11 protein-coding genes are annotated in these 11,910 nt (G+C 73.2%); 6 read left to right on the top strand and 5 right to left on the bottom strand.

The features are described 5' to 3' along the window. Nucleotides 1–58: 58 nt before the first annotated feature. From IE329_RS24575 to IE329_RS24565, 3 genes are all read right to left on the bottom strand, one after another. Entirely contained in the window at nt 59–697 is a 639-nt protein-coding gene (locus IE329_RS24575) for an RDD family protein (protein WP_190213129.1), read from the bottom strand. A 211-nt stretch (nt 698–908) separates the two neighbouring features. Then, nucleotides 909–1,334: a DUF2752 domain-containing protein gene (locus IE329_RS24570; RefSeq protein WP_229927716.1), complete on the bottom strand. Its 426-nt coding sequence runs from the start codon at nt 1,332–1,334 to the stop codon at nt 909–911. A gap of 2 nt (nt 1,335–1,336) precedes the next feature. Continuing rightward, nucleotides 1,337–1,756 (bottom strand): hypothetical protein, encoded by a 420-nt coding sequence (locus tag IE329_RS24565; protein ID WP_190213128.1) that lies wholly within the window; start codon nt 1,754–1,756, stop codon nt 1,337–1,339. A 222-nt stretch (nt 1,757–1,978) separates the two neighbouring features. Here IE329_RS24565 and IE329_RS24560 point away from each other — a divergent pair, with 222 nt between their 5' ends. The 3 genes from IE329_RS24560 to IE329_RS24550 all read left to right on the top strand — a co-directional run bounded on the left by IE329_RS24560 (nt 1,979) and on the right by IE329_RS24550 (nt 4,547). Next, nucleotides 1,979–2,833 (top strand): bifunctional methylenetetrahydrofolate dehydrogenase/methenyltetrahydrofolate cyclohydrolase, encoded by an 855-nt coding sequence (locus IE329_RS24560; protein WP_190213127.1) that lies wholly within the window; start codon nt 1,979–1,981, stop codon nt 2,831–2,833. A 20-nt stretch (nt 2,834–2,853) separates the two neighbouring features. Continuing rightward, complete coding sequence (locus IE329_RS24555; protein WP_190213126.1) at nt 2,854–3,279, top strand: DUF3017 domain-containing protein; 426 nt, start codon at nt 2,854–2,856, stop codon at nt 3,277–3,279. Nucleotides 3,280–3,557: 278 nt separating this feature from the next. After that, a complete protein-coding gene (locus IE329_RS24550; protein ID WP_190213125.1) occupies nt 3,558–4,547 on the top strand; it encodes a malate dehydrogenase in 990 nt (329 codons plus the stop codon). A 108-nt stretch (nt 4,548–4,655) separates the two neighbouring features. Here IE329_RS24550 and IE329_RS24545 read toward each other — a convergent pair whose 3' ends face one another. Beyond that, complete coding sequence (locus IE329_RS24545) at nt 4,656–6,248, bottom strand: glycosyltransferase family 39 protein (RefSeq protein ID WP_190213124.1); 1,593 nt, start codon at nt 6,246–6,248, stop codon at nt 4,656–4,658. 104 nt (nt 6,249–6,352) lie between these two features. Between IE329_RS24545 and IE329_RS24540 the strand changes: the two genes are divergently transcribed. From IE329_RS24540 to IE329_RS24530, 3 genes are read left to right on the top strand one after another with little or no spacing between them, the layout of a single operon-like run. After that, on the top strand, nt 6,353–7,666 hold the full coding sequence (locus IE329_RS24540; RefSeq protein ID WP_190213123.1) for a hemolysin family protein: 1,314 nt from the start codon (nt 6,353–6,355) through the stop codon (nt 7,664–7,666). 30 nt (nt 7,667–7,696) lie between these two features. Then, entirely contained in the window at nt 7,697–8,752 is a 1,056-nt protein-coding gene (trpS, locus tag IE329_RS24535; protein ID WP_190213122.1) for a tryptophan--tRNA ligase, read from the top strand. After that, nucleotides 8,752–9,306 (top strand): 2'-5' RNA ligase family protein, encoded by a 555-nt coding sequence (locus IE329_RS24530; protein WP_190213121.1) that lies wholly within the window; start codon nt 8,752–8,754, stop codon nt 9,304–9,306. The genes trpS and IE329_RS24530 overlap by 1 nt, the downstream gene beginning before the upstream one ends. Nucleotides 9,307–9,384: 78 nt before the next feature. Here IE329_RS24530 and IE329_RS24525 read toward each other — a convergent pair whose 3' ends face one another. Beyond that, nucleotides 9,385–11,847 carry a CDP-glycerol glycerophosphotransferase family protein gene (locus IE329_RS24525; protein ID WP_190213120.1) on the bottom strand — a complete coding sequence of 821 codons (2,463 nt, stop codon included), beginning with the start codon at nt 11,845–11,847 and terminating at the stop codon, nt 9,385–9,387. Between the last annotated feature and the right edge of the window lie 63 nt (nt 11,848–11,910).

Raw genomic sequence — 11,910 nt, 5'->3', positions numbered from 1 at the left:
AAGGCCCGCACCCCCTGGATTCCTCCGGGGGTGCGGGCCTTCCGCGTTCGCGTCCTCGTCAGGAGGACTTGACCACGACACTGCTCATGATCTTGTCCGCGAAGGTCTGCTTCTTGGCGTCCCAGATCGGCCACAGGAAGCCGACGTAGCAGGCCATGCCGTCGATGGCGTGGCAGAGCTTGCGCACGAACGCCATGCCGAAGCCGAGCGGCTGGCCGTCCGCCTCGCGGACCACCCGGATGTTGACCATCTTCTTGCCGGGGGTCTGGCCGGTCTTGCCCTCCTGGGCGATCAGCCAGAGGTTGCCCGCGATGCCGATGGCCGCGCCGAGCAGGATCAGCGCGATGCCGCCGCCGCTGATGCCGCCGCCGTCGCAGGAGGTGACACCGTACGAGTCGGTCGAGCAGTCGAGGCTGCCCGCGGTCATCGCCGCGCCGATCAGGTAGAGGATGCCGGCCGGAACGCCGACGATCAGACCGTCGATCAGGTACGCCGCGACCCGCGAGCCCCAGCCCGCGTAGAACGGCTGCACGTAGGCCGCGTGGCCGTAGCCGGGCTGCTGCGGGATGCCGTAGCCGGCCGGCGGCTGCTGGGGGTAGCCGTAGCCGGGCTGCGGCGGCTGCTGCTGCGGGTAGCCGTAGCCGGGCTGCGGGGCCTGCTGGCCGTAGGGGTTGTTGGGGTCGGGCGGGTAGCTCATGTGATGCCTCCGGGCAGGAAGGGACGGGGGACGGACAGCAGGGGAGTCCTGGACGGACGGGCAGGTGGGCTGCCGACCGAAGGGGACAATAGCGGAGCCGACCGACGAGGGGGCGGCCGGTGACGGCAGGAAACCTGTCGGCCCGTGACCGGGTGGTGGGTTCGGGTACGAGCGTTCGGGTACGAGCCGTCGGGTGCGGGCGGACGCCGGGTCAGGGCCGGGAGATCCCCAGCCGCTCCAGCTGCCACACCCAGGCGGCGGCCAGGGCGATGGCGATCAGGGTGTTCCGGCGGTCGGCGGGCAGCGCCGACCACCGGTGGCCCGGGCCGAGCGGGGCGAACAGCAGGCCCACGGCGGCGGCGACGGTCACCGGGTTGGCGCCGAGCGCGGCCGCCCAGTGGCCCTGGCCGGCCTCGATGAAGACGGTGGTGCTCCCGCAGACCGGGCACGGGACGCCGGTGATCAGCCGCAGCGGGCAGAGCACGCCGGGATCGTGCGCCCGGTGCAGTCCGGCCGCGGCCACCGCGGCCGCCGCGCCGGCGGCCCCGCGCAGCAGCGTGCGCAGCACCGCGCCCGGCCGCGAGCCGGCGCCGCGCCGCCAACGGACCGCCAGTGCGGTCAGGGTGGGCGTGGACACGGCTACTGCGGGGCGAGCACGATGAGGACGACCAGGGCGACCGAGATCAGCACGGCCAGCGTGTTGAGCGCGATGCCCCCGATCGACATGTTGCGGCCGATCCCGGTGGACGCCGACCGGTTGAGCCCGGCGATGCCGACGCCCAGGCCGATCAGGCCGATGAACCCGCCGTAGACGCAGGAGAAGAGGATGGCGACGAAGCCGAGGACGACGGTCGCGGTGGCGAAGGAGTTCGGCTGGGCGACGGGCTGCGGCGGGTACACCTGCTGCTGGGGCGGTGGGTACGCCTGCTGCTGCGGGTAGCCGTAGCCGGGCTGCTGGTACGCCTGCGGCTGCGGGTACTGCGGGGCGCCGTACGGCTGTTGCTGCTGGCCGTAGCCGCCGTGCGGGTCCGGCGGCGGTGTCTGGTACGGATTGCTCACTTGTTCTTCCCCCGAGGATGTCCCCGCATCGTCTCCGGTGGCCCGTCACCGGATTGTGGGCGCGGAGATGGCCGGCCCTCATCGTCGACCGGACGGCCCGGCCGTGTCCAGCCTGGCCCGGGGCGCGGACAGAACTGTGGCGCAACCGCAACTAGAACCACACGTTCCGTATTCGCCGGGGCGCATTCACGGGCACCCCGGCCGATCCAGGAGAATAGGCCCATGACTGCCCAGATTCTCGACGGCAAGGCCACCGCTGCCGCGATCAAGTCCGAACTGTCCGTCCGCGTGGCGGCTCTCAAGGAGCGGGGCATCGTCCCCGGTCTCGGTACCGTCCTGGTCGGCGACGACCCGGGCAGCCGCTGGTACGTCAACGGCAAGCACAAGGACTGCGCCGAGGTGGGGATCGCCTCGATCCAGCGCGAACTGCCCGCCACCGCCACCCAGCAGGACGTCGAGGACGTCGTCCGCGAACTCAACGCCGACCCCGCCTGCACCGGTTACATCGTCCAGCTCCCGCTGCCCAAGGGTCTGGACCAGAACCCCGTCCTGGAGCTGATGGACCCGGACAAGGACGCCGACGGCCTGCACCCGACCTCGCTCGGCCGGCTCGCCCTCGGCATCCAGGGCCCGCTGCCCTGCACCCCGCTCGGCATCGTCGAGCTGCTGCGCCGCCACGGCGTGGAGATCAACGGCGCCGAGGTGGTCGTGCTCGGCCGCGGTGTGACGGTCGGCCGCTCGATCGGCCTGCTGCTCACCCGCAAGAGCGAGAACGCCACCGTCACCCTGTGCCACACCGGCACCCGTGACCTGGGCTACCACCTGCGCAAGGCCGACATCGTCATCGCCGCCGCCGGCGTCCCGCACCTGGTCAAGCCGGAGGACGTCAAGCCGGGCGCGGCCGTGCTGGACGTGGGCGTCAGCCGCAGCGAGGGCAAGATCGTCGGCGACGTGCACCCCGGTGTCGCCGAGGTGGCCGGCTGGATCTCCCCGAACCCCGGCGGCGTCGGCCCGATGACCCGCGCCATGCTGCTGAACAACATCGTCGAGGCGGCCGAGCGCCGCGCCGGCATCTGACCCCGAGGGACGGTCAGGCCATGATCGAACGACGACCGGCCAGGACCCGCCGCAGGCCGGTGCGGACGACGGGCACGCTGCCCCCGGAGGGCGCCCGCCCGGCGCTGGGGCGGGGCCACCCGCTGCCGGTCCGGCAGTGGCCGATAACGCTGGTCCTGACGGTGGTCCTGACCGGGCTCGCGGTCACCGTGTTCGCCGACTTCGAGGACGGCTTCAAGTACGGGCTGATGGTGGTCGGCGGCGGCATCCTGCTGGGCGCCGTGCTGCGGCTGCTGCTGCCGGAGGTCGGCATGCTGGCGGTGCGCAGCAGGTTCACCGACGTGATCGTGCTGCTGGTGCTCGGCTGCGGGATCGTGCTGCTGACCATGGTGGCCCAGCCGAACCCGTGGCTGGAGTTCCCGCTGCTGGACAACATCGGCCAGCTGATCGGCCGTCCCCGGCGCTGAGCACCGGGCGCCCCGGCCCCGGCCGCCGGGCCGACCGGGCGGCCCGGGGCCGCCGCGCGGCGCGGATGCCGGTCCGGGACACACCGTCCCGGGCCGGCATCGTCCTTTCCCGGGCCGGGAAAGCGGGGATGTGAGGTATCAGCCAGGCCCGTGCGCTGGCGCCGCGCCCAGCTTGCGATAGCCTGGGCCGGGTCTCTCGACGTCGAGAGATCGTCCTCGGCTCCAGCGCGTCGGGCGCGCGTGGAGCGCGGTACTGGCGATCGCTGGAGTAGGTAAAAATGACTCGCACCCCCGTCAACGTCACCATCACCGGAGCGGCTGGCCAGATCGGCTACGCGCTGCTCTTCCGCATCGCCTCGGGCCACTTGCTCGGTGCCGACGTGCCGGTGAACCTCCGCCTCCTGGAGATCCCGCAGGGCCTCAAGGCCGCCGAGGGCGTCGCCATGGAGCTCGACGACTGCGCCTTCCCGCTGCTGCGCGACATCACCATCACCGACAACGCGGCCACCGCGTTCGACGGCGCCAACGTGGCCCTGCTGGTCGGCGCCCGCCCGCGCACCGCCGGCATGGAGCGCGGCGACCTGCTGCAGGCCAACGGCGGCATCTTCGGCCCGCAGGGCAAGGCCATCAACGACCACGCGGCCGACGACATCAAGGTCCTGGTGGTCGGCAACCCGGCGAACACCAACGCGCTGATCGCCCAGCGCAACGCGCCCGACGTCCCGGCCGAGCGCTTCACCGCGATGACCCGCCTGGACCACAACCGCGCGGTCGCCCAGCTCGCCAAGAAGACCGGCGTCACCGTCAACGACGTCAAGAAGCTCACCATCTGGGGCAACCACTCGGCCACCCAGTACCCGGACATCTTCCACGCCGAGGTGGCCGGCAAGAACGCCGCCGAGCTGGTCAACGACCAGGCCTGGCTGGAGAACGACTTCATCCCGACCGTCGCCAAGCGCGGCGCCGCGATCATCGAGGTCCGTGGCGCCTCCTCGGCCGCCTCGGCCGCCAACGCCGCCATCGACCACGTGCACACCTGGGTCAACGGCACCGCCGAGGGCGACTGGACCTCGATGGGCATCGTCTCCGACGGCTCGTACGGCGTGGAGCCCGGCATCATCTCGTCCTTCCCGGTCACCACCAAGGACGGCAAGTTCGAGATCGTCCAGGGCCTGGAGATCTCCGACTTCTCCCGCGCCCGGATCGACGCCTCGGTCGGCGAGCTGGTCGAGGAGCGCGACGCGGTCGCCGAGCTCGGCCTGATCTGAGCCCCACCGCCCGCAACGGCGACGGCCGGTCACCCCGCGGGGTGACCGGCCGTCGCCGTTCTCGCTCCGGCCTGCCCGGCGGCCGTCAGCCGCCGCCCGCCGCGGCGGTCACTTGCGGACCAGCAGGGCGACCGTGAGGCCCGACACCTTGTCCACCTTGGAGATCGTGTACCGCTGCTCCAGCACCTGCTGGGCGGGCTGGTAGACGCTGGCGAGCACGTTCGGGTCGCCGTCGTCCTTGGAGACCAGCCAGATCCTGGGCTCGTCGTGCAGGCAGCCGGCCGGGTCCGGGCACTGGGTCGGCCACAGGTCGTTGCGGTCCTTGCCGCTCGTCCCCGCGAACACGTCGCGCACCTTGACGTGGTGCGGCAGGTAGTTCAGGTAGTAGGCCACGCCGATGTCCACGCCCCACCACACGGCCTGCCGCTGCTGCCCGTACGCCGCCGCGTCGCCCGGCCGGTACTCCGCGTCGATGATCTTCGCGGCGGCCCGGTAGTCCAGCGGGACGAACAGGGTCAGCGGCTCGGGGTAGAGGTAGTGGGCGTGCGACAGCGGCTCCCGCATGACGATCTGGTCCTGCGAGGCCAGCAGGCCCAGCGCGACCAGCGCGGCCGCCACCCCGCGGGGCCGGACCGCCGCGATGCCGGCGCCGGCCAGCACGGCACAGGCGGGCAGCACGAAGAACATGTACTTCGGGATGAAGTAGGAGGTCTCGCCGACCCGGGAGACCACCCAGATCGCCACCACCGGCAGGACGGCGGCGGTCGAGCAGAGCAGCGCCCCGAACCTGCGGCCGGTGCCCCAGGCCAGCGCGCCGGCCAGCAGCACCCCGCCGGCCGCCAGCGTGCCGCAGAACACCCCGCCCCAGATCGTGATCAGGTCGCCCGCCTTCGGCACGGCGATCCAGCCGAGCTGCCGGGTCACCTGGACCTCGCCCAGCTTCACCAGCGGGTACGCGGAGGCCACCCCGAGGCCGGCCGCCAGGACGAACCCGGCCGGCAGCCGCCAGTTGCGGCGGTCCCGCCACCAGCACATCGCCACGCCCAGCGCGTGCGCGCCGAGGAAGGTGAGCGACACCAGGTGCAGGTAGGCGGCGGCGGCCACCGCCAGGGAGTAGCAGAACCAGCGCAGCAGCGAGGGCCGCTCCAGCGCGCGCAGCAGCAGGAGCAGCGCCGCGGCGGCCGCCAGCACGACGAAGGCGTAGCTGCGGACCTCCTGGCCGTACCGGGTCACGCTGGGGATCAGCGCGAACACCAGGCCGCCGACCAGGCCGGCGCGGGCGTCGAACAGCCGCCGGCCGGTCAGCGCCACGCAGCCGGCGGCGGCCGCCATGGCCAGCACGGTCGGCAGCCGCAGCATCGCGGGCGACTCGCCGAAGGCGAGGATCCAGTAGTGCAGCAGCAGGTAGTACGTGCCGTGGACGGCGTCCACGTTCTGCAGCATCGCGAGGATCGCGACCGTCGGGCGCCGGATCACGGTGAGGGTGGCCAGCTCGTCGTGCCACATCACCGGATTGCTGATCCGGAAGAGACCCGCTGCCAGGGTGGCCAGCGTCGGCAGCACCCAGACCTGTCGCAGCAGGGCGCGCAGCCCGCGCGGGGGGACCGCTCGCAGGCCGTGCCGCGCCCGGCGGCCTGCCCGCCGGGACGGGTCGAGATCGGTGGAAGGGGCGGGGGACGGGGTGGGGGCGGTCCGTGCCATGAGTCCTGGGGGGCTAGCGGAGAAGGAAGTGCAGCATTCCGCAACATTGTGCCGGTCCGCCGGGAATGCCGCCCAGTCACCCCACGGTCCTAGGATGACCCACTGTGAACGAAACCCTCGGGGACGCCGCGCTCGTCCTCGTCTTCATCATGCTGGGCGGGTTGTTCAACGTCGCGGAGATCTCGTTGATCTCCCTGCGGGAGGGCCAGATCAGGGCCCTGGAGAGCAAGGGCACCCGACGGGCCGCCCGGGCCGCCCACCTGGCCGCCGATCCCAACCGGTTCCTGGCGGCCGTCCAGGTGGGCGTGACCTGCATGGGCTTCCTCTCGGCCGCGTTCGGCGCGGACACGCTGGCCGGCAAGGTCGCCCCGCTCTTCGTCGACCTGGGGCTGTCCCCGGGCCTCTCCGACGCGGTCGCCCTGGTCGGGCTGACCCTGGTGATCAGCTACGTCTCGCTGGTCCTCGGCGAGCTGACCCCCAAGCGGATCGGACTCCAGCGGGCCGACTCCATCGCGGTGCTCGCCGCGCCGGTGGTCGACGTGATGTCGGTCGTGCTGCGACCGGCGATCTGGCTGCTCGGCCACTCCACCAACCTGATGGTGCGGCTGTTCGGCGGCGACCCCAAGGCCGGCCGGGGCAGCATGAGCTCGGAGGAGCTGCGCGGCCTGGTGGCGGCCAACACCGAGCTGGGCAGCGACGAGCGCGCCCTGATCGCGGACGTCTTCGCGGCCGGCGAGCGCCAGCTGCGCGAGGTGATGGTGCCGCGCACCGAGGTGACCTTCCTGGACGCCGAGCGGCTGCTGGCCGAGGTGCGGGAGGAGACCAGCTCCTCGCCGCACTCCCGTTACCCCGTGGTCGAGGGCAGCTACGACGCGGTGGTCGGCTTCGTGCACGTCCGCGACCTGTACGGGGCCCGCGGCGAGCAGGCCGTCCGGGTCCGCGACCTGGCCCGCCCCGTCAAGCTGCTGCCGGCCACCAAACGGGTGCTGGAGGCGATGGGGGAGATGCGCCGCGAGGGCCACCACCTGGCGATCGTGGTCGACGAGTACGGCGGCACGGCGGGCATCGTCAGCCTGGAGGACCTGGTCGAGGAGGTGATCGGCGAGATCCGGGACGAGTACGACTCGCAGGAGCCGACCACCACCCGCCGGCTGGCCGGCGGCGGCATGGAGCTGGACGGCCTGCTCAACCTCGGCGACTTCACCGAGGAGACCGGCGTCACCGTGCCGGAGGGCCCGTACGAGACGGTGGCCGGTTACGTGGTCGCGGAACTGGGCCGGCTGCCGGTGGACGGCGACAGCGTCCGGATGGCGGACGGCGTGCTGCTGACGGTGGCCAAGGTGGAGGGCCGCCGGATCGCCAGGCTGAGGGTGAGTGCGGTCACACTGGCGCAGCCCTCCGCCGAAGGTGTTTCCTGAGCGGTCGGTGAAGCTGGAACAATGGCCCGCATGGTCAACGCAGCGGTCAATGGTCCGGTCAAGGACCGCCCTCGGGTTCTCTCCGGCATCCAGCCCACCTCCGGCTCGTTCCACCTGGGCAACTACCTGGGCGCGGTGCGCCAGTGGGTCGACCTCCAGGAGGCCAACGACGCCTTCTACATGGTGGTCGACCTGCACGCGATCACCGTCGAGCAGGACCCGGCGACGCTCCGCGAGAACACCCGGATCTCCACCGCCCAGCTGCTCGGCGCCGGCCTCGACCCGGAGCGCTGCACCCTGTTCGTCCAGTCGCACGTGCCCGAGCACGCGCAGCTCGGCTGGGTGATGAACTGCCTCACCGGCTTCGGCGAGGCGGCCCGGATGACCCAGTTCAAGGACAAGTCCGCCAAGCAGGGCAACGACCGCACCTCGGTGGGCCTGTTCACCTACCCGATCCTGCAGATCGCCGACATCCTGCTCTACCAGGCCGACGCCGTCCCGGTCGGCGAGGACCAGCGCCAGCACCTGGAGCTCACCCGCGACCTCGCGGAGCGCTTCAACACCCGCTACGCCCCGACCTTCACCATGCCCAAGCCCTACATCCTCAAGGAGACGGCGAAGATCCTGGACCTCCAGGACCCGACCGCGAAGATGAGCAAGTCGGCCTCCTCGGCCAAGGGCCTGGTCAACCTGCTGGACGACCCGAAGGCCAGCGCCAAGAAGTTCAAGAGCGCCGTCACCGACACCGGCATCGTGGTCTCCTACGACGAGGAGGGCAAGGCCGGCGTCTCCAACCTGCTGCGGATCCACTCGGCGCTCAGCGGGCAGAGCATCGACCAGCTGGTGGCGCACTTCGAGGGCAGGATGTACGGCGCCCTGAAGACCGAGCTGGCCGAGCTGTTCACCGACTGGGTGACGCCGTTCCAGAAGCGCACCCAGGGCTTCCTGGAGGACCCGGCCGAGCTGGACCGGGTGCTCGCGGTCGGCGCGGAGAAGGCCCGGGCGGTGGCCTCCGAGACCCTGGCCTCGGTGTACGACCGGATCGGGTTCCTGAAGCCGGCGAGCCCGAACCCCGCCCAGCGCTGATGCCGCTGACGAGCCTGCCCGGTGGTGGCGACCTCCCCGAGGTCGTCACCATCGGTGTGTCCGTGAGCGTCCCGGAGCCGTACGGCTCCGAGATCCAGGACGCGCGGGCGGGTCACGGCGACCCGCTCGCCCGGTCCATACCGACGCACGTCACCCTGTTGCCGCCGACCGAGGTGCCGGCCGGCCGGCTGCCCGTGATCGGCGAGCACCTGGCGGCGGTGGCCCGCTCGCACCGGCCCTTCCGGATGCTGCTGCAGGGCAGCGGTACCTTCCGCCCGGTGTCCCCGGTGGTCTTCGTCCGGGTCGAGGAGGGTGCGCACGAGTGCCGGCTGCTGGAGGCCGCCGTCCGCTCCGGGCCGCTGGCCCGGGAGCTGGCCTTCCCCTACCACCCGCACGTGACGGTGGCGCACGGCCTGGCCGCGGACGTCCTGGACGAGGCGTACGAGAAGGCCAGGACCTTCCAGGCGGCCTTCACGGTCAGCGGCTTCGGCATCTCCCGCTTCGACGCCGACGCGGTCTGGCGGCCCTGGCGGACGTTCGGCTTCGGCGGCTGACCCCGGCCGGGGCCGGCCGCCGCCCGGGGCCGGGGAAGGTCGGCCGGGCCCGGCCCGCCGCGCCCGGCCCCGGGCGGCTCAGCCGTTCCCGAGGGCGAGCATCCGGTCGACCACCCGGCCCGCCGCGCCGCCGTCCTCCAGCGCGCAGAACCGTGCGCGGAACCGCCGGTACCGCTCGGCGTGGGCGCCGGCGCCGTCCGGCAGCGCGGCCAGCGCGGCGACCACCTCGCCGGTGTCGCGCAGCAGCGGCCCGGGCGCCTCGGCCTCGAAGTCGAAGTAGAAGCCGCGCAGGGTGTCCCGGTAGTGCTCCAGGTCGTAGGTGAAGAACAGCATCGGCCGGCCGGTGATCGCGAAGTCGAACATGATCGAGGAGTAGTCGGTCACCAGGACGTCGGCGATCAGCAGCAGCTCCTGGACGTCCGGGTAGTCGCCCACGTCGTACAGGAATCCGTCGCCCGCGCCGGGCATCGGCTCGCGGACGTGCGCGTGCGGGCGGACCAGCAGGACGTGGTCCTCGCCGAGCCGCCGGCGGACGGCGTCCACGTCCAGGCGCAGCCCCAGCCGGAAGCCGTCGCCGTTGTCCCGCTGCTGGTCCTCGCGCCAGGTCGGCGCGTAGAGCACCACCCGCTTGCCGTCGGGGAGGCCGAGCCGCCGGCGGACCGCCGCGACCGCCGCCGGGTCCGGCCGGGTCAGCACGTCGTTGCGGGGGTAGCCGGCCTCCAGGATCTCCCCCTCGTAGCGGAAGGCCCGGCGCAGGATCGGGGTGGCGAACGCGCTGGGGGAGACCAGCAGGCTCCAGTGCGGGGACTCGCGGTCCAGCTGCTCCAGGTAGCCGCGGTCGGCCAGCCAGGGGTTGTCGACGTCGTGGGCGATCCGCTTCAGCATCGAGCCGTGCCAGGTCTGCACCACGACCTGCCCGGCCCGGCGCTCCAGGAAGTCGGGGAAGTGCGTGTTGCCGACCAGGTAACGGCTGGTGGCCAGGGCCTCGTACCACTCGGGGCTCCAGGTCCGCACCGCCCGTACGCCGTCCGGCACCACCGCCTGGGCGTCGTCGACCGTCCACAGGTGCTCCAGCCGGGCGCCTCGGCGGGTCAGTTCGGCGTGCACGGCGCGCGGCGAGTCGCAGTAGCCGCGGCCGCCGAAGACGTCGTACAGCACGGCCTCGCGCAGCGGGCGCCCGCGGGCGGCCGGGTAGTGGCGGGTGCGCAGCCGCTCCTGGGTGTAGGCGCTGCGCTCGGTGGCGCTGAGCACCGGCGTGGAGTCCAGCACCACGGTGTCGTGCCACCGCCGCTGGAGCAGTATCCGCTTGCCGCCGGCCTCGGTGGCTGCGGGCAGGGCGGGCAGCGCGGCGGGCGCGGCGAGCAGCGGACGCTCGGCGCCGGGCCGGCCGGCCGGGCGCAGCAGTGCCTCCCAGACGCCCTTGCGCAGCGGCAGCGGTGTCCCGCCGGAGTCGGTGGCGGTGGCCGGCAGGTGGATCCGGAACCGGTCGCCCTCGCCGAGGCTGACCGGGTGGCGCAGCTCGGCGGTGCCGTTGTTGTGCCGCAGGACCAGCTCCAGCGGGTCGTCGCCGGGGCGCGGAATGCTGCCGGAGAGCTCGAAGCCGTCGGGGCGGACGGCGATCCGGTCGACGAAGCCGGCCGCGGGCTGCACGCACAGCTGGAGCCGGCCGTCGGCCAGCTGCTTGAGGTAGAGCACCCGGTCGGGCACGGCCAGCGGGTACTGCCCGGCCACCGGGCCGCCGCGCTCGTCGACGACCAGCGGGACGGCGCCGCCGGGGAGCCGCAGTTCCGGGTCCCAGTGTTCGAGGGGCTCGCCGCCGCGTCCGTCGGCGGTGAACGGGCCGAACGGCAGCCGTACGGTGAAGCCGCCGTCCCGGGCGTCGGCCGGGAGGTCCAGCACGGCGCCGGACTGGCGGTGGCGCAGGCGCAGCACGGTGCCGGGCGGGCACCGGTCGGACGTGCCGCGCAGCTCGACGCCGCCGTCCGCCGGCCGGGCCGAGGTGAGCCGGGCCCGGGGCCGTTCGACCCGCAGGCGCAGGGCCTCGTCCTCGAAGTACGGCTGGATCCTGACGCCCTCGTCCACCCAGCGGGCCGGCGGGTACTCCCCGGAGCCGCACCAGTGCCGGCTGAGCGGGCCGTACTGGCGGCGCAGCAGGGCGGGCCGGGGGCGGGTGAACAGCGTGGCGCCGAGCTGCCACTCGCCGGGCGTCCAGGCGCCGCCGGTGCGCAGCCGGCGCGGGTCGAGCACGGCGGTGAAGCCGGACCAGTCGTGGTTGAACAGGCTCTGGCCGCTGTCGTCGGTGATCTCCGGGAGGTAGCACGGCCGGGTGCGCAGGCCCAGCCGCCGCCCGTCCTCCCGCCGCAGGGTCAGCCAGGTCAGCGCGCTGCCCCGGCGGGCGGTGGCCAGGTCGGCCGGGCGGGCGAAGCCGGTCAGCTCCAGGCCGCGCGACGCCCAGCGGGCCCTCAGCAGGCCGAACTCGGGCTCCTCCCCCTGCCCGGCGCTGCGGGGACGGGGGACGAGGAGTCGGTCGATGAGCGGCATACGAGGGCCCTTCATGGCGGTGGACCGGCCATGACGGCGGTCGGCGGGCCCACCGCGCCGGGG

The organism is Kitasatospora indigofera (genome assembly GCF_014655955.1).
GTDB lineage: Bacteria > Actinomycetota > Actinomycetes > Streptomycetales > Streptomycetaceae > Kitasatospora > Kitasatospora indigofera.
The sequence above is the reverse complement of the archived record's forward strand: the minus strand, read 5'-3'. Positions and strand labels throughout refer to the sequence as shown.

Bases quoted from the DNA above. Each gene is read 5' to 3' on its own strand.
- trpS (WP_190213122.1), top strand. From the start codon at position 7,697: ATGGTCAACGCAGCGGTCAATGGTCCGGTCAAGGACCGCCCTCGGGTT.
- IE329_RS24560 (WP_190213127.1), top strand. From the start codon at position 1,979: ATGACTGCCCAGATTCTCGACGGCAAGGCCACCGCTGCCGCGATCAAG.
- IE329_RS24575 (WP_190213129.1), bottom strand. From the start codon at position 697: ATGAGCTACCCGCCCGACCCCAACAACCCCTACGGCCAGCAGGCCCCG.
- IE329_RS24530 (WP_190213121.1), top strand. From the start codon at position 8,752: ATGCCGCTGACGAGCCTGCCCGGTGGTGGCGACCTCCCCGAGGTCGTC.
- IE329_RS24555 (WP_190213126.1), top strand. From the start codon at position 2,854: ATGATCGAACGACGACCGGCCAGGACCCGCCGCAGGCCGGTGCGGACG.
- IE329_RS24525 (WP_190213120.1), bottom strand. From the start codon at position 11,847: ATGCCGCTCATCGACCGACTCCTCGTCCCCCGTCCCCGCAGCGCCGGG.
- IE329_RS24550 (WP_190213125.1), top strand. From the start codon at position 3,558: ATGACTCGCACCCCCGTCAACGTCACCATCACCGGAGCGGCTGGCCAG.
- IE329_RS24545 (WP_190213124.1), bottom strand. From the start codon at position 6,248: ATGGCACGGACCGCCCCCACCCCGTCCCCCGCCCCTTCCACCGATCTC.